We start from the raw sequence: 17,337 nt of genomic DNA, 5'->3' as shown, positions 1-17,337 counted from the left end.
CGCCGGCGCGCGCCTATGTCCCGAGCCGGGCCGCGACCTGCGCCCCCGCCTGCGCCCCGACCGAAGACGCGTCCGGCGCGGCAGCGAGGGCGGCGCGGATCTCGGCGATCAGTTCGCCCCGGCGCGGGCCGGTTTCGGCGGCATAGTTGAGGTTCTTGAACAGGCCCGTCAGCCGCGTGAAGAAATCGCGCGCCGCGTCCTTGTCGGCGAAGGCGAACTCATGCGTCGCGATCCGGTAGACGAGGTCGAAGGTCTCCTTCTGCCGCTGAAGCGGCGCGGAGATGTCGACATCGTCGAAGGCGTCCTGCTGCAGATAGACCATATCCAGAAACAGTGCCTTCTGATGGGCGACGAAATCCTCCGTGGTGACACCGTCCTCGCCGGTCACCTGCATCATGCGGCCGATCTCGTCGCCCCTGGCGAGCAGGTCCGTCATCGCCTCGACGCGGGCCTGCCAGTCGGCGCCGAGTTCGCGGGCGAACCAGTCGGCCAGCTGCGGCCCGTAGCGCGACCACGACAGCAGCGGGTCGACGGCCGGATAGAAGCGCTTGTAGGCGCGGTCGTAGGACAGGCCGAGGAAGGTCTTGACCGTGCCGAGCGTCGACTGGGTGACCGGCTCCTCGAAGTTGCCGCCGGCGGGCGACACGGTGCCGATCACCGTCAGGCTGCCGACCGAGCCGTCGGCGCTGCGCATCACGCCGGCGCGCTCGTAGACGCCGCGAATGGAGCTGTCGAGATAGGCGGGAAAGGCCTCCTCGCCCGGAATCTCCTCAAGCCGCCCGGAGGTCTCGCGCATCGCCTGCGCCCAGCGCGAGGTGGAATCCGCGATCAAAAGCACGTCGAAGCCCATCTGGCGATAGTATTCGCCGAGCGTGATGCCGGTGTAGATGGAGGCCTCGCGCGCCGCGACCGGCATCGACGAGGTGTTCACCACCAGCACCGTGCGGTCCATCAGCGTGCCGTCGCCGGAGGGGTCCGGCTGATTGGGAAACTCGGTGATCGTCTCCACCACCTCGCCGGCGCGCTCGCCGCAGGCGACCACGATCACGATGTTGACGGCGGAAAAGCGCGAGATCAGCGACTGCAGCACCGTCTTGCCGGCGCCGAAGGGACCGGGAATGCAGGCCGTGCCGCCGCGCGCCACGGGAAAGAAGGTGTCGATCAGGCGGATCGTGGTGATCAGCGGCTCGCGCGGATAGAGCCGCTCGGCCTGACCCGTGCGGGCCAGTCCCTCGGGGATCGGCCGGCGCACCGGCCAGCGCTGGGTCATGGTCAGTTCGTGCAGCCGACCCTTGCCGTCGCGCAGCGTGGCGATCACCTCGTCGATGGTGTGCGCGCCCTCGCGCACCCGCTCCACCGTCAGCGTGTCCGCAAATCCGAAGGGCACCATGATCTTGTGATCGAAACGCCCTTCCGGCACCGAGCCGATCACGTCGCCGGCGCGGACCGTGTCGCCGGAGCGCACCTTGGGCGTGAAGGCCCATTTGCGCGTGCGGTCGAGCGGCGGCATCAGCACGCCGCGCGGCAGGAAGAAGCCGAAGTCCGACGCGACCTCGGCGAGCGGTGTCTGCATGCCGTCGAACACCCCGCCGAGCAGGCCGGGCGCGAGCGCCACCGACAGCATCTCGCCGGTCTGGATCACCTTGTCGCCGATGCGCACGCCCTGCGTGCTCTCGAAGACCTGGGCCTCGGCCGTCGCGCCGCGCACGCGCAGCACCTCGGCCTTGAGATACTCGGTGCGCCCACCGACCCGTTCGGGGCCGTGCGGGATGATGTAGACCACCTCGTTCTTGACCAGCGGCGCCTCGCCGAGCGGCGTGATCGTCACCAGATCGTCCTGGACGGCGACGACTTCGGCGCTCGGCGCCGGCAGATCCGAAGCGGGGGCGGAGACAGGGCTCATGACAGGCTCTCCCGGGAGCGGGGCGTCAGGCCGGCAAGCGATCCGGACGCCGTTTCCAACGTGGATTCGAGAAGGCGGGACAGGCGCGTGCGGGCCCTGTCCGTGTCGTAGCGGCGCCAGCGTTCCATCACCTGAAAGCGCAGGGCGTAGAGGACAACCGCCTCGAAATCGAAATGATGACCGGCGCCGACGCGCTCGATCTGGCGAAACACCTCGGTGAGCACGATCCGCTCCAGCGCGATGTGATCGTTGCGCGCGACCGGCCCCTGCGCCTCGCGCAGCCAGGCATGCTCAGCCGCCAGCCCGAAGCCCGGGTCGCTCCAGTTCGCCCGGATCGCGCGGGCCACGCGGCCCGTTCCGAACCCCGCCGCCACGCTTTCGTCCGCGCCCTCGCGGCGGAACCGCAGCGCCGCCACCAGTTGACGCGTCTCCAGACGCCGGCGCAACAGGGCGACCAGCGTCGGATAGGCCTCCAGATCCGCCATGGCGGCCTCGAAGCGGGCGATGACGTCGGCATCCGCGTCGTTTGCCGCAACGCTCGACCAGCCGACCACCGACACGACCCGGTCCAGGATCGCGCGGTGCTCTTCCTCCAGCATCTTCAGCCGCTCGCCGAGCCGATAGGGCGACAGCGGCAGATGCGCCTGGGTGAAGATCGGGCGCAGATGCGGCAGGCTCGCGACCAGCGTGACGTATTGGAACGGGTCGGACATGGCCTAGCGCACCACGCCTTCCATCACCGCGCGGAAGCGCGGCTGCAGGTGTTTCATCAAAAGCGGCGCGATGGCGGCCTCGGTGACGTCGACCTCCAGATCCTGCGCGCGCAGCTTGATGCGCACGCCCTCGAACCCGGGGCCGGCCGAGAAGGTGACGCCTTCGCGCAGGACATTGGCGGCGAGCGAGACGACCAGATGGGTCAGCGTGCCGCCGCTGGCCTTTTCGGGGCTTGCGCGCAATTCCTCGAAGGTGACGACCTGATCGGGGAAGACGATCTCCATCTCTCCGGCCGCGTCCAGCGCGGCGTCCTCCCGCACCTTGCCGGCGAGCGCCAGCACGATGCGCTTGAGGAACTCCTCGTCGGCGAAGGCCTCGCGCAGCAGGCGCGAGGTCTCGGTGCCGATGCGCGCCGCGATCTCGTTGCGCAGCGCCAGCACGACGTCGCGCGCGGCGATCTTCAGCGCATCCTCGGTCGCCGCCTTTTCCGCCGCCGCGTCGCGGCGGGCGGCGGCGCGGATCTCGTCGGCCCTGGCCTCGGCTTCCGCGAGCATGGCATCGGCCTTCTCGCGCGCCGCGGCGACCAGCGCATCCGCTTCCTTGCGCCCGGCCTCCACCCCCTCGCCGCGCAGGCGGTCGATCAGGGCCTGAACCCCGGCGCCGGCGGGCGCCAGCGCGTCCGTCTCCGTCGGCGCGTCGTCGTGCGTGTCGCTCATGTCGGACCTCCTCGATCAGGCCGGGATCGTGCCGCTCAGCACCAGCGCGAAGACCAGCGCGAAGACGGCGAAGCCTTCCAGCACGGCCGCCGGCGCCAGCGAAATGCCGAAGATCTCCGGCTTTGCCTTGGAGGCGACAATCGCCGAGGCGAGCACCTCGCCCTGCCGGATACCGACGTAGAAGAGCGCCAGACCCGCCAGCAGCCCCACGCCGAAGACGGCGGCGGCGGCTTCGGCGGTCATCGGATCGCGCTGCAGCGAGAACATGATGACGATGCCGTAGATGACCTGCGACGAGGGCATCAGCGAGGCGCCGACATAGCGGCCATAGCCGGTTTCGGTGTCGAGCATCGCGCCGATGGCGGCGCTGCCGGCGCGCGCGCAACCGATGCTGCTGCCCATGGCGCCCAATGCGACCGGTGCGAAGAGGCCCAGCCACCCTAGAACAAGAACCAGTTCAGTCACAAGCGTGTCTCCTCTTTGCGGAACGGCCGGAAGGGACGTCCTTCCTCACGCATGCCCCAGTTGAAGAATTCGATGACGTTGAGCCGGAGCCCGTGGACGGTGCCGGCGATGACGCCGAGACCGAGATTGACGGCGTGGCCGAGGACGAGCACGAGGATCGCGACAAGCACGCCGATGCCCGGCACCGCGTGCATGACCTGATCGGCCAGCGTGTTGATGGTGGCGCCGAGCGAGGCTGCGGCGAGACCCAGCGCGAAGAGGCGCATGTAGCTCAGCACGTCGGAAAACAGGTTGACCACGCGCGCGCCCGCCAGCAGCCCGCCCATCAGCCGCCGCGCGAGCGAGGCGGCCGAGGTCACCGGCACGTTGGAGCCGAAGACGATGACCAGCGCCAGACCGGCGGCGATCCCTGCGATCCCGAGCGCGGCCACCGGGCCGGCGCCGCCGGCCAGATAGGCGGCAAGCCCGCCGCCGGCGACCAGACACCAGCCGAGCGGCGCAAACCGTTCGCCCGACCCGCGCATGTTCCAGGCGTTGACCAGATTGGCGACGATCACATGCACCACGCCGATGGTCACCGTCAGGCGCATCATCGCCTCGACGTCGGCCAGATCGATAAAGGCCAGACGCGAGATCAGGCCGCCGCCCGTCGGCTCCCAGCCGAAATAGCTGCCGGTGATCACCCCGAAGGCCGTCGTCGACACGCACAGCCAGATCGCAAGGCGAAGCATCCGCCGAGCCGTCTCGCCGGTGCCGAAGCGCTTGCGCAGCAGCAGGATCAGCGCCAGCAGCAACAGCCCGTAGCCCGCATCGGTCATGATCATGCCGAAGAAGACGATGAAGGAGACATAGACGATGGGCGACGGGTCCCAGCCCCGATAGCCCGGCGTCTGGTAAAAGGTCACCAGATCCTCGCCGGCGGCAAGCGCGGGCGGGTTTTCCAGAAGCGTCGGCGGCACGTCGTCGGGCGCGGGATCCTCGATCACGCTCGCCACGCCCCAGCGCTCGGCAAGCGTCTCCACCTCGCCCACCTTGTCGGCGCGCACCCAGCCGCCGAGCACGAAGACATGTTCGGTGTCCAGCGTTTCCAGCGCGGCGCGGCGGCGCGCCGCCGCATCGCGCGCGCCGGCGAGATTGCGCGCCAGCAACAAGCGCCATTTGGTCAGGTCGCGGCGTTCCAGCCACAGGTCGTCGAGCCGCACCTCGACCGCTTCCAGCTGCCGCTCCAGCGTCGACAGCGCGTGCGAACCGATGTGCACGCGCGGCACCGGCATGGCCGAGGCCAGCGGCTCCTGCCGCGCCAGAACCACCATGTAGGCGGTGGTGCTGCTGCGGTGGACGATCTCGACGATGCCGACGTCGGGCCGCACATGGCGGACCTTCGAATTCGGCACCTCGTAGAACCAGAAGCGGTAGCCGTCGGTGTCCTCAAGAGCCGGGAAGGTGAACTCGCCCCAGCGCGCCACATCGCGGATGCGGCGGGCGAGCGCGGCCTTTTCGTCCTCCGCCGCACTCAGCGCGCGACGGTTCTCGTTCGCCGCCTCGATCACCGCATTCATGTCGAACTCCGGTGCCCGCGACAGCGGACGGCGCGGCACGGGGCAGTCGACCAGCCAGCGCAGGGCGGCGGTCGCCTCGCGTCCGGTGCCGCTCGGAACGGCCTCCAGTTCCTTCTGCGCCGACTTGAGCGGCACGAGATGGAACCCGCCGAAGGCCTGCACCGCCTCCAGCACGCCGGCCTTGTCGTCGGCGACGCCGATCAGCGCGACCTTCTTCAGCGCAACGATGCTCATAGCGCCTCCACCCGGATCTCCGCCGCGCGCGCGGCCGTCTTGCGCTTCGACAATTTGGCGCGGATCACCGCCTCGCGCTCGGCATCGGCGAGCGCCATGCGCACCAGCCGGATGGTCTCTTCCGACTGCGGGATCAGCACCTTCTCGAAAAGGTTCACGCGCCGGGTGATCACCGCTTCCGCTTCCAGAAGCCGGGCAAGGCGGGCCTCGGCCACCTTGCGGGCGATGTCGAGGCGGGCGAGATCGCGCAAAGCGCTCAGCGCCGCGTCGACCCAATGCGGCTTGCCGAGCCGCGAGTAGGCGGCTTCGGCGAAGCGCACCTCGCCGAGCACCGGCAGGCGCGTGCCCGACAGGTTCTGCGTCGCGATCTCCACCGTCTCGACGGCGAGCAGATCGTCGAGCGCCACCTCGTCGTTGGAGAGCATCGGCAGGTCGGCGGCGGCGCGGGCGTGGCGCTCCCGCGTCTCGGCCTGCAGCCGGGCGACTTCCTGTTTCGCCTTCGCCCGCTCCATCACGATCTGCTGGCGCTTCAGTTCCAGCGACGGCAGAAAGCGGCGGTATTCGGCGAGCTTGCGCGTCTCCCGCGCCAGCACGGACTTGTTGAGCGCGGGGCGGGCCATCAGGCGGCCTCGGGACCGGAGGCGACGGCCGCGGGCGCTTGCCCCCCGGCCGCCTCATGCGGGAAATAGCGGTCGATCAGATCCTGCTTCATCAGAAGCTGATCGGGCCGGAAACACTCGGCGAGCGTGCGCCAGCACAGGTCGAGGGCCGCTTCCAGCGGCATCGACACGTCGATGTCCATGAAGCGTTCGCGGAACAGCTTGCCGAACTTGAGAAGCTGGTGATCGTAGTCCGACAGGTCGAAGGCCATCGACTGCTTCTGCTCGGCGTCGCGCGCGCCGGAATAGAAGCGGATCATGGTGTTCATGATCTGCCCGTGATCGTCGCGGGTTTCCTTGCCGATCACGTGCTGCTTGAGCCGCGACAGCGAGCCGAAGGGATCGATCACGCCGCTGTGCAGGTAGAACTGGCCCTCGGTGATGTAGCCGGTGTTGTCGGGCACCGGATGGGTCACGTCGTTGCCGGGCATGGTGGTGACGGCGAGGATGGTCACGGAGCCGGAGCCGCGGAAATCGCAGGCCTTTTCATAGCGCCGGGCGAGCTGGGAGTAGAGGTCGCCCGGATAGCCGCGATTGGCCGGCACCCGCTCCATGGCAATGGAGATTTCCTTCAGGGCGTCGGCATAGGCCGTCATGTCGGTCAGGAGCACGAGGACGCGCTTGCCCTCCTCCACCGCGAATTTCTCGGCAACCGCCAGCGCCATGTCGGGCACCAGCAGACGCTCGACCGCCGGGTCCGACGCCTGGTTGACGAACATCACCGTGCGCGGGAACACGCCCGCATCCTCGAACTGCTGGCGGAAGAAGGCGTAGTCGTCGAAGATCAGGCCGAGTCCGCCGAAGACCACGATGTCCGCATCCGCCTGAATGCCGATGCGCGCCAGGAAGGGATTGAACGGCTCGCCGGAGACCGAAAAGATCGGGATCTTCTGGCTTTCCACCAGACAGTTGAAGACATCGATCATCGGCACGTCGGTGCGGATCATGCGCGAGGCGAGAATGCGCTTCATCGGGTTGGCCGAGGGGCCGCCGATCGCCACCTTCGGATCGGCCGACAGATCCGGCCCGCCGTCGATCGGCTGGCCGCCGCCGTCGAACACCCGGCCCATGATGCTGTCGGAGAAGACGACCTGCATCGCCTCGCCGAGGAAGCGGACCGAGGCGTCGTTGGGCAGGCCCTTGGTGCCGTCGTTGACCTGAAGCGTCACCAGATCGCGGTCGACCATGATGACCTGGGCCAGGGAATCGAAGCCGTTGTCGCTGGTCACACGGGCCAGATCGCCGAGACACGGGCCGCCCGCCCCGCCGGCCGTCTGCGTGACACGGATGCGAATGATGTCTCCGACGATGTCGACGACACGCGTGTGCGAAACAAGCATCGGCGATCCTTTCCGGTCAGCCCGCGATATCTCGAGCGCGACGCTATCGCAGTTTTGCGACAATTTGTGCACCGCACAAGGACGGTGACAAGCTGTCCGATGATTCACGCGTCTGCGACTTGATCCAGATCAAATCCAGCGCGACCTTGTCAGGCTGGTTAAAGAACCGTAACCCTATCCGGGTCGGTTCCCCAAGCGGTTCGCAACCGGACGTCGGCGCTTTCGCCGGCGTCACGGAGCGGGCTGCAACGGGCGCTGCCGCAGAGTGATCTGCGGCCACCGTCACGGTGGGCGCGACCCAAGTCGGGGCGCCCGGTTCTTTCCACCCGATCGACTTCCAACGCAGGATCGACCTCATCATGTTCCTTTCCCGTTTCTCCCGCTTTCGCACGCCCGCGGCCGCCCTCTTCGCCGCTCCGCTTCTGGCGTCTCCGGCGCTCGCCCATGTCGGCGTGCACGATGGCGCGCAAGGCTCCTTCCTGAGCGGCTTCCTGCATCCCATCTTCGGCCTCGACCATGTGCTCGCGATGCTCGCGGTCGGCCTGCTCGCCGCGCAACTCGGCGGGCGCGGCCGCATCGCGCTGCCGGCGGCCTTCGTCGCGGCCATGCTCGGCGGCTTCGCGCTGGCGCTCGCCGGCGTCGCGCTTCCCGCGGTCGAGCCGATGATCCTCGCCTCGGTCATCGTCCTCGGCGTGCTGATCGGCGCCGCGCTGCGCCTGCCGCTGCCCGCCGCCGCCGGCCTCGTCGCCGTTTTCGCGGTGTTTCACGGCGCGGCGCATGGCTCGGAGATGGGCGCGGCGACCGCCCTGCCCTATGCGCTCGGCTTCGCGCTTGCGACGGCCGGTCTCACCGTGCTTGGCCTCCTGCTCGGCCTCGGCGCGCGCGCGGCCGCCCCGAAGCTCGGACGCGGTCTCGGCGTTCTGACCGCGCTTGCCGGCGTCTATCTCGTCCTCACCTGACGGATCGGGGGCTGAAGCTCCGCTGCGGGCCCTTTCACGGGTCCGCACCCCGGGGCATTCCTCCCTCTCCTTCCTTTCGGCAATTGACGGGCTCCCGTCCCCTCTTCCACTTGAATATATCTGCAATTCATGCGTGCATCGAGGTGTTGCGCATTGCGGATCGACGGGCGGACTGGACGGACCGCCCCGGGGGGCGCGAGCCCGCGATGACGGTGATCGACCCGTCCCGAGAGGAGGACTACGATCATGCCGCAGAGCATGAAAGCCGCTGTCGTTCGCGCCTTCGGGCAGCCGCTCGACATTTCGGAGGTCGACAAGCCCGAGGTCGCGCCCGGCAAGATCCTGGTCAAGATCGCGGCCAGCGGCGTCTGTCACACGGATCTGCACGCAGCCGACGGCGACTGGCCGGTGAAGCCGGAGCCGCCCTTCATCCCCGGCCACGAGGGCGTCGGCCACGTCGCGGCGGTGGGCGCCGGCGTGACGGGCGTGAAGGAAGGCGACCGGGTCGGCGTGCCCTGGCTGCACACGGCCTGCGGCCATTGCCGGCACTGCATGGGCGGCTGGGAGACCCTGTGCGGCGAGCAGAAAAACACCGGCTACAGCGTCAACGGCGGCTTCGCCGAATATGTTCTCGCCGATCCGAACTACGTCGGACATCTGCCGGACGGGCTCAACTTCGCCCCGGCGGCGCCCGTCCTGTGCGCCGGGGTCACCGTCTACAAGGCGCTGAAGCAGACGGAGGCGCGGCCCGGCCAGACGGTGGCGATCGCCGGGATCGGCGGGCTCGGCCATATGGCGGTGCAATACGCCAAGGCCATGGGCCTGCATGTGATCGCCGTCGACATCGCCGAGGACAAGCTCAAGCTCGCGCGCGACCTGGGCGCGGACCAGACGATCAACGCCGCCGAGACCGATCCGGTCGCCGTCGTCGCCGCCGGCGGCGGGGCGGAGGGCGTCGTCGTCACGGCCGTCTCGCCCAAGTCCTTCTCGCAAGGCTTCGGCATGCTGGCGCGCGGCGGGACCATGACGCTGGTCGGCCTGCCGCCGGGCGACTTCCCGCTGCCGATCTTCGACACCGTGCTGACCGGCAAGACGGTGCGCGGCTCCATCGTCGGCACGCGCAACGATCTCGCCGAGTCGCTGGCCTTCGCCGCCGAGGGCAAGGTCCGCGCGCATTACTCCACAGAGTCGCTCGATGACGTGAACGCGATCTTCGACCGCATGCGCGCCGGCAAGATCGACGGCCGCATCGTGATGGAGATCTGATGCGGATGTGAGACAGGCAGGGCGGCGGGCCCATGCGGCCCGCCGCCGATGTTCCGCGCCGTCAGCGACCGAAGCCGGTCAGCTCGAACACGGCGACGGGATCGTCATAGCCCTTCACCGACACACGTCCGGCGGGCTTCACCGCGAAGCGGCCGTCGACGCGCGCCACGACCTCCTCGCTCACCAGAATGCCGGTGCCGAGATCCCGGTTCAGGTTTTCCAGCCGCGCGGCGAGGTTCACCGTGCTGCCGAGCGCGGTGTAGTTCAGCCGGTCGCTGCTGCCGACGTTGCCGATGATCGCCGGCCCGCTGCTCAGCCCGATGCGGGTGCGCACCGGGGCGCCCTCCGGCGTGCTCCAGCCTTGCGTCTGCGCCTGGGCGACCTCCAGGATCTCCAGCGCGGCGCGGCAGGCGCGCGCGGCATGGTCCGGCGTGTCGTTGGGCGCGTTCCAGAAGGCCATCACCGCGTCGCCGATGTATTTGTCGATGGTCGCGCCATGGGCGAGCAGCACCGAGGTGACGCGCTCGAAATAGGCGGACATGCGCCGCATCACCTCCTCCGGTTCCAGATGCGACGACATGGCGGTGAAGTTTTCCAGATCCATGAAGAGCACGGTCACGTCGCGCCGGGTGCCGCCGAGCGCCGGCCGCGTCTCGCTGGCGACCAGCTGGCGGACCAGCGCCTTGGGCGCATAGAGCGAGAAGATCGAAAGGCTGTGGCGCATGCGCTCCATCGCCCGTTCGAGCTGGAGGATTTCGGTGATCATCGAGCGCGCCGGGATTTCGTCCTCGAGGTCGAAGCGGCCGATGCGTTCCGACGCGAGGCTGAGCGCGCGCACGGGTCGTGAGATACGCCGGGACACGAGCCAGATCAGCGGCACGCTCGCCAGCATGAACGCCAGCGACACGAACAGGGTCGTTCGGGCAAGCGCCTCGATGGGTCCCACCACCACGTCGCGCGGCATGGCAATCAGGACGTTCTCGCGCGCCCCGCCCCCCAGTTCGACCACGTCGCGCCGGGCGAGCCAGGCGCGGCCGTCGATCACCGGCGCGGCAGAGGCAAGGGTCGGGTGCTGAGCGAAGTGGCGCACGAGCATCGACAGTTGCGCCCGGCGTCGGGCCAGCGTTTGCTCGTCAACCTGCGGATCGCCCTCGCCGAGCGAGGAGCGCGCCAGGATCGTCGCGTCATCGCGGAACACCGCCAAAACGCCGGCGCGCGCCTGCGGCACCCGGTTCAGAAAGTCGCTCAGGCCGGTGAGCGTCAGGTCGACACCGACCACGCCCCCCGCAAAGCCGCGGGCCAGCGTGAGGCCGAGCTTGCCGGTGGACTCGAACCGATAGGCATCGGTGCGGATCGTGACATCGCGCTGCCACGCGTCGCCGAACCACGGCCGGCCGCGCGGATCGAGCAGATCCCGGCGTTTCAGCCGCGCGGTGAGCGTCATGCCCCGGGCGTCGAGAAACCGCGTCAGCCCCAGCGGCGCGTCCCGCCCCGCGCGCAGCACGACATCTTCCTGAAAGGCCGCGCCGGCGGGCGCATCGAGCCCGTCGAGATAGTCCGTCGGCCGATGCCCCAGGGCCGACAGCTGATAATAATCGCCGGTCTCGAAGCCGATCAGAACCGCCGCCGATTGCGGCAGGTCGGTCAGAAGCGCCAGGGCGGGCGCCCGCGCCGGGTGTCCGGCCAGCGTCGGCGTCTCGGCGAGGCCGGACCAGAAGCGCGCCTGATCGACGGCGCGCGCGATCGGGTCCACATGGCCGGCGATCCTGAGATCGATCGTTTCCAGCGCCCGGTCCATCAGCGCGCCGGCCGCGATTTCCGCGTTCTCGCTGCTGCGCTCCTGCGTGTACAGGATGATCGCCGCCGCAAGACCGAGGGCGATCAGCAGCGTGATGGAGAAGATGCTGGGCGCAATGGCAATCCGGGGCGGGCGCATGGATTTGACATGCCAGACCCGCGCAGGGCCGGCAAGCGGGAACCGCGCCCGGCGCCCCGGCCTATCCGGCGTCGCGCCGGACGATCCACTCGTGATCGGGATGGGTCTTGAACCGCCATTTGCGCAAGGGGCCGGCCATCACGTTGAGATAATACATCTCGTAGCCATGCGGCGCGCCGCAGGGGTGGTGTCCCTTCGGCACGAGAACCACGTCGCCGTCGGCGACCGCCATCGTCTCGTCCAGCGTGCCGTCCTCGGTGAACACGCGCTGGAAGCCGAAGCCCTGCGCCGGATCGAGCCGGTGGTAGTAGGTCTCTTCCAGATAGGTGATCTCGGGAAAGGCGTCCTCGTCGTGGCGGTGCGGGGGATAGGACGACCAGTTGCCGGCCGGTGTGAAGACCTCAGTCACCAGCAGGCTGTCGGCGACGTCGCTGTCCTCCATCGCGATGGGGTGGATGTAGCGGGTGTTGGCGCCCGTGCCGCGTTCCTCGAAGCCGATGTCCTCGATGCGGCGAACCGGATGCCCGCCCTTGCCCGGCGCCGAGCAGACCGCCAGCGTGCAGGGCGTCGTTGCCTCGGCGCGCCAGTCGCTGGCGTTCGGCACATAGACGCAATGCGGCTTCGTGCGCTCGAACACACTCATGCGCGACCCCATCTCGCCGAAGTCCTCGCCGCCGGCCGCGATTCTCGCCTTGCCCTCGACGATGACCAGGATCGCCTCGCGCTCGCCCGTCGCCTCGGCCACGCTTTCGCCGGGCGCGAGCCTGTAGAGGGAAAAGCCGACGTAGCCCCAGCCGGCGTTTTCCGGCGTGATGTCATGCACCTTGCCGTGCGTGCCGTTCGGTTTCACAAGAAGATCGGCCATCACACCCTGCCCCCGTCCCGTGTTGCGCCCCGGTCGAGCCCGGTCTCCCGTGCCAGGGCCTTCAGCGCTGTGAGCCCCATGGACTGATAGGTCACCGGATCGCGCACGTCCGGGTCCTGTTCCGCCTCGATCACCAGCCAGCCCGAATAGCCGTGCCGGGCGGCCGCGCGCAGCACGGGCGCGAAGTCGACCGCCCCTTCCGCGTCGCCGGGAACGGTGAACACGCCCCGGCGCACGCCCTCCAGAAAACTCAGCCCCTCGCGGCGGACCGCTTCCATCACATCCTTTCGCACGTTCTTGGCGTGCAGATGACCGACCCGGCCCATGTGCCTTTCGGCGAGCGCCGCCGGATCGCCGCCGCCGAAGAAGGCGTGGCCGGTATCGAGCAGGAGCTTCGTCGCCGGTCCCGTCAGCGCCATGAAGCGGTCGATTTCCTCCTCGCTCTCCACCACCGTGCCCATGTGGTGATGGTAGACCAGCGGCACGCCCTCGCGCGCGCAATGCGCGGCCACCGCCTCCACGTCGGCGCAAAAGCGCGCGAAGGCGTCGGCGTCCAGCACCGGGCGGTCGTTGAGCGGCACGGCATCGTCGCCATGCACCGCGTTGGAGGTCTCGCAGGCGATCAGCACGGGCGATCCCATCGCCTTCAGCCGGGCGAGATGCGGCCCGATGGCCTTGATTTCGTCCGCGACCGAGCGCGTCAGCAGGTTGAGCGAGTACCAGGCGGAGACGAAGCGCAGCCCGTGCGGGGCGAGCGTTTCGGCAAGCGCGGCCGGGTCGGTCGGAAACTTGTGCCCGTTCTCGATCCCGTCGAAGCCGATGCCGGCGGCCTGGCTCAGGCAGGTTTCCAGCGGGATATGCGCGCCCAGCGTCTGATCGTCGTCGTTCGACCAGGCGATCGGATTGGTGCCGTAGAGGATCATGAGAGGTCTCGCTTGTCTCGTCAGTCGGCCGCGCGCTGCGCGCGCCGGGCCGCTTCGTATCCACTGCGCGCCGCACCGACCTCGGCACGCTCCGACACCTCCGGAACCGCCACGTCCCACCAGTGGCCGCCGGCCTCGGTCGCGATCATCGGGTCCGTGTCGATGACGATGACGGTGGTGGTGTCATTCGCCCGCGCCCGCGCCATGGCGGCTTCCAGCTCGGCGATGCCGGCGACCTTTTCCGAGATCGCGCCCATGGAGGCGGCATGGGCGGCGAAGTCGATGGCGCTCGGCACCGCGTGGCGGGCCGTGTCCAGCAGATTGTTGAAGCTCGCCCCGCCGGTCGCCACCTGCAGTCGGTTGATGCAGCCGAAGCCGCGATTGTCGAGTAGCACGACGATGAGCTTCTGCCCCAGCATCACGGAGGTCGCCAGTTCGGAATTCATCATCATGTAGGAGCCGTCGCCGACCATCACGACCACCTCGCGGTCGGGCAGCGCCATCCTGGCGCCGAGCCCGCCGGCGATCTCGTAGCCCATGCAGGAGTAGCCGTACTCCAGATGGTAGCCGCCGGGCCGCGCGGCCTTCCACAGCTTGTGCAGCTCGCCCGGCAGGCCGCCGGCGGCGCAGAGAACCACGGCGTTGTCATCAAGGCTGCGCTGCACGGCGCCGATCACCTGCGCGTCGCTCGGCAGCGCATTGCCGGAGGGCGGCGCGGTGACGGTGTCGACGGCGGCGAGCCAGTCGGCCTTCAACGACGCATCCGGCGGCGTCGCCGCGTGGTCGCCGAGGCGTTCGCTCAGCGCCTCCAGCGCCGAGCGTGCATCGGCGACGAGCGACAGCGCGCCGTGCTTGGCCGCGTCGTGCGGCGCGACATTGACGCTCAGGATCTTGCGGTCCGGATTCTTGAAGAGCGCCCAGGAGCCGGTGGTGAAATCCTGGAAGCGGGTGCCGACGCCGATCACCAGATCCGCGCGCTCCGCGACGGCATTGGCGGCGGCCGAGCCGGTGACGCCGATGGAGCCGAGGTTGCGCGGATGGTCGAAGGGCAGAGCCGACTTGCCGGCCTGGGTCTCGGCGACCGGGATGCCGTGCCGGTCCGCGAAGGCGGCCAACGCATCGCAGGCCTGCGCATAATGCACCCCGCCGCCGGCGACGATCAGCGGCGATTTCGCCGCGCGGATCGCCGCCACCGCCGCCGCCAACTCGCGCGGATCGGGCTGCGGCCGGCGCCGGTGCCAGATACGGGTCTCGAAGAAGCTCTCCGGCCAGTCGAAGGCCTCCGCCTGCACGTCCTGACACAGCGCAAGCGTGACCGGCCCGCAGTCGGCCGGATCGGTGAGCACGCGCATGGCGCGCGGCAGCGCGTTCAGGAGCTGTTCGGGCCGGGTGATGCGGTCGAAGTAGCGGCTCACGGGCCGGAAGCAGTCGTTGGCCGAGACCGTGCCGTCGCCGACATCCTCGATCTGCTGCAGGACCGGGTCGGGGGCGCGGTTGGCGAAGACGTCGCCGGGCAGCAACAGCACCGGCAGGCGGTTCACATGCGCAAGGGCGGCCGCCGTGACCATGTTGGTCGCGCCGGGTCCGATCGAGGTCGTCACCGCCATCGCCTGGCGGCGATTGGTGGCCTTGGCATAGGCGATGGCCGCATGGGCCATGCCCTGTTCGTTGTGCCCGCGCCAGGTGGGCAGGGCATCGCCAGCGGCCTGCAGCGCCTCGCCGAGGCCGGCGACATTGCCATGTCCGAAGATCGCCCAGCAGCCGGCGATCAGCGGTTCGCCCTCTTCGTTGCGCTGGGCGGCGAGATAACGCACGAGCGCCTGCGCGGCGGTCAAACGTATCGTGCTCATGCAGCGGTCCCCCGTTTTCCGACGCGCGCCCGCGCCCCGTCCCATAGATCGCACAGCGCTCTGAAGCGTTCCGTCATGTCGGCGACGGCGCGCGCGTCGTCGATCTCGCCGGCGAGCCAAGCCCGCGCGGCCTCCGCGAAGATCGTGCGCCCCACGGCGAAGCCCTTGACCAGATCGAAGCGCGCGGCGGTGGAAAAGCTCTTTTCCAGCACCTCGACCGGCGCGTCGAGACCCAGCACGACGATGCCACGCACATGCGGATCGTTGCGCTCGATCGTCTTGCAGGTCGCCGCCCAGGCCGCCTCGCCGGCCAGCGGCTCGAGCTTCCACCAGTCGGGATGGATGCCGAGATCGTAGATGCGCTGGATGACGGCTGCCGTCGTTTCGTCGCCGACCGGACCGGCAGAGGAAGGAATGATCTCCAGCAGGAACTCCAGTCCGCTGGCGCGCGCCGCATGGGCGAGACGCAGCAGCACCTCTTCCTGGTGCGCCTTCAGCTCCGAGGGATCGTCCGGGTGATAGACGCAGAGCACCTTGACCACGTGGCCGGCCGGCCATTCGGCAAGCTCGGACCCGAAATCCGGCCCGATCTCCAGTTCCAGCGGCCGCGACCCGGGCCGTTCCACCGGGCGCCCGATCCACAACCCCGTGCCGGCCGCCGCATGCAGCGCATCGCGCCCGAGGCGCGCGTCGCACAGCACGCCATAGCCGGGCGCCCCGTCCTGCACGGCCCGCGCCGCCTGCAGGCAGAGGCGCTTGAAGTCCCCGATGCGCGCGGGATCGGCATTGAGATCGGCCGCCATCTCTTCCAGTTGCCGGCGATGGTCGAAGGCGAAGACGCGCATCGTCGACCAGTCGACCTTGCGGTTCGTCGACCAGTGGATCTGTTCGAGCGCGGCGTCCTTGCGCAGTTCCGGCACGCGCACGCCGCGCTCCAGAAAGAAGGTCAGCTCCTCCCAGCTCGGATAGGACGGCGCGCAGCCGTGCCGGGAGACGGCGAGCGCGCCGCAGGCGTTGGCGAACGCAAGCGTCCGCTCCCAACTCTCACCGGCGAGCCAGCCGCGCAGGAGCCCGGACATGAAGCCGTCGCCCGCGCCCAGCACGTTGAACACCTCGATGGGAAATCCGGGGCCGGACATCCCGTCCTCCAGACTGTCGGGGATCCCCCCCTCGAAGGCCACCGCCCCCATGGGCCCGCGCTTGCACACGAGCGTCGCGGGCGTCGCCGCGCGCACGACCCTGAGCGCGGCCAGCGTGTCGGTCGTGCCGCCGGCGATGTGGAATTCCTCTTCCGTGCCGACGATCAGATCGAACAGCGGCAGGCTCGCCTGCAGGCGTTCGGTCACCTCGGCGGAGGCGATGAAACGGCTTTCGCCGGCGTCGTGCCCCGCCAGCCCCCAGAGATTCGGCCGGTAGTCGATATCAAGCGCCGTGCGCGCGCCGCCCGCGCGGGCAAGCCGCACGGCCTTGAGCACGGCCGCTTCCGTGCGCGGATGCGACAGATGCGTGCCCGTCGCCGTGACGCAGGCCGCCTCGGCGATGAAGGCGGGATCGATGTCGTCCTCGCACAGCGCCATGTCGGCGCAGTTCTCCCGGTAGAAGATCAGCGGAAAGGTGTCGCTGTCGCGAATCCCCAGGAGCACCAGCGCCGTCAGACGCTCGGGATCGGTGACGATGCCGCGCGTGTCCACGCCCTCGCGCGCCAGTTCCTCGACGATGAAGCGACCCATGTGCTCGTCGCCGACGCGGGTGATCAGCGCCGACTTGAGGCCGAGCCGCGCCGTGCCGGCGGCCATGTTTGTCGGCGAGCCGCCGATGTATTTGGCGAAGCCGCGCATGTCCTCCAGCCGCCCGCCGACCTGCTGGCCGTAGAGATCGACCGACGCGCGGCCGATGGTGATCACGTCGATCGGCCTGCCGGTCACGCCGCGCTGTCGCATCGTTCCTG

14 protein-coding genes are annotated in these 17,337 nt (G+C 69.3%); 2 read left to right on the top strand and 12 right to left on the bottom strand.

Annotated features, from left to right (window positions below; all coding sequences use genetic code 11):
* Positions 1-13: 13 nt before the first annotated feature.
* The 7 genes from ABL312_RS05290 to ABL312_RS05260 are packed head-to-tail and all read right to left on the bottom strand — an operon-like array spanning position 14 to position 7,590.
* Positions 14-1,903 (bottom strand): V-type ATP synthase subunit A, encoded by a 1,890-nt coding sequence (locus ABL312_RS05290; protein WP_349360329.1) that lies wholly within the window; start codon positions 1,901-1,903, stop codon positions 14-16.
* Positions 1,900-2,616 (bottom strand): DUF2764 family protein, encoded by a 717-nt coding sequence (locus ABL312_RS05285; RefSeq protein WP_349360327.1) that lies wholly within the window; start codon positions 2,614-2,616, stop codon positions 1,900-1,902. Before ABL312_RS05285 ends, ABL312_RS05290 begins: the two co-directional genes overlap by 4 nt.
* 3 nt (positions 2,617-2,619) lie before the next feature.
* Positions 2,620-3,333, bottom strand: coding sequence for a hypothetical protein (locus tag ABL312_RS05280; protein WP_349360326.1), 714 nt, complete (start codon positions 3,331-3,333; stop codon positions 2,620-2,622).
* A gap of 15 nt (positions 3,334-3,348) precedes the next feature.
* Positions 3,349-3,798 carry an ATP synthase subunit C gene (locus ABL312_RS05275; protein ID WP_349360325.1) on the bottom strand — a complete coding sequence of 150 codons (450 nt, stop codon included), beginning with the start codon at positions 3,796-3,798 and terminating at the stop codon, positions 3,349-3,351.
* A complete protein-coding gene (locus ABL312_RS05270) occupies positions 3,795-5,591 on the bottom strand; it encodes a V-type ATP synthase subunit I (protein WP_349360324.1) in 1,797 nt (598 codons plus the stop codon). Before ABL312_RS05270 ends, ABL312_RS05275 begins: the two co-directional genes overlap by 4 nt.
* A complete protein-coding gene (locus ABL312_RS05265; protein WP_349360323.1) occupies positions 5,588-6,211 on the bottom strand; it encodes a V-type ATP synthase subunit D in 624 nt (207 codons plus the stop codon). The genes ABL312_RS05270 and ABL312_RS05265 overlap by 4 nt, the downstream gene beginning before the upstream one ends.
* Positions 6,211-7,590 carry a V-type ATP synthase subunit B gene (locus ABL312_RS05260; protein ID WP_349360322.1) on the bottom strand — a complete coding sequence of 460 codons (1,380 nt, stop codon included), beginning with the start codon at positions 7,588-7,590 and terminating at the stop codon, positions 6,211-6,213. The genes ABL312_RS05265 and ABL312_RS05260 overlap by 1 nt, the downstream gene beginning before the upstream one ends.
* A gap of 359 nt (positions 7,591-7,949) precedes the next feature.
* On the opposite strand from ABL312_RS05260, the gene ABL312_RS05255 reads away from it, so the two are divergent.
* Both ABL312_RS05255 and adhP read left to right on the top strand, forming a co-directional pair.
* Positions 7,950-8,549: a HupE/UreJ family protein gene (locus ABL312_RS05255; RefSeq protein WP_349360321.1), complete on the top strand. Its 600-nt coding sequence runs from the start codon at positions 7,950-7,952 to the stop codon at positions 8,547-8,549.
* Positions 8,550-8,795: 246 nt separating this feature from the next.
* Positions 8,796-9,815, top strand: coding sequence for an alcohol dehydrogenase AdhP (gene adhP, locus ABL312_RS05250; protein ID WP_349360320.1), 1,020 nt, complete (start codon positions 8,796-8,798; stop codon positions 9,813-9,815).
* A 61-nt stretch (positions 9,816-9,876) separates the two neighbouring features.
* On the opposite strand, the gene ABL312_RS05245 is transcribed toward adhP, so the two are convergent.
* From ABL312_RS05245 to iolC, 5 genes are all read right to left on the bottom strand, one after another.
* The gene (locus ABL312_RS05245) at positions 9,877-11,751 is read right to left on the bottom strand and encodes an adenylate/guanylate cyclase domain-containing protein (protein WP_349360319.1); all 1,875 of its coding nucleotides are present in this window, start codon (positions 11,749-11,751) and stop codon (positions 9,877-9,879) included.
* A gap of 61 nt (positions 11,752-11,812) precedes the next feature.
* The gene (gene iolB, locus ABL312_RS05240; RefSeq protein ID WP_349360318.1) at positions 11,813-12,616 is read right to left on the bottom strand and encodes a 5-deoxy-glucuronate isomerase; all 804 of its coding nucleotides are present in this window, start codon (positions 12,614-12,616) and stop codon (positions 11,813-11,815) included.
* Positions 12,616-13,539 carry a myo-inosose-2 dehydratase gene (gene iolE / locus ABL312_RS05235; RefSeq protein WP_349360317.1) on the bottom strand — a complete coding sequence of 308 codons (924 nt, stop codon included), beginning with the start codon at positions 13,537-13,539 and terminating at the stop codon, positions 12,616-12,618. Before iolE ends, iolB begins: the two co-directional genes overlap by 1 nt.
* A 20-nt stretch (positions 13,540-13,559) precedes the next feature.
* Positions 13,560-15,389 (bottom strand): 3D-(3,5/4)-trihydroxycyclohexane-1,2-dione acylhydrolase (decyclizing), encoded by a 1,830-nt coding sequence (iolD, locus tag ABL312_RS05230; RefSeq protein WP_349360316.1) that lies wholly within the window; start codon positions 15,387-15,389, stop codon positions 13,560-13,562.
* Positions 15,386-17,329, bottom strand: coding sequence for a 5-dehydro-2-deoxygluconokinase (iolC, locus tag ABL312_RS05225; RefSeq protein WP_349360315.1), 1,944 nt, complete (start codon positions 17,327-17,329; stop codon positions 15,386-15,388). The genes iolD and iolC overlap by 4 nt, the downstream gene beginning before the upstream one ends.
* Between the last annotated feature and the right edge of the window lie 8 nt (positions 17,330-17,337).

The organism is Stappia sp., from assembly GCF_040110915.1.
In the GTDB taxonomy this organism is placed as follows: Bacteria; Pseudomonadota; Alphaproteobacteria; order Rhizobiales; family Stappiaceae; genus Stappia.
The sequence above is the reverse complement of the archived record's forward strand: the minus strand, read 5'-3'. Positions and strand labels throughout refer to the sequence as shown.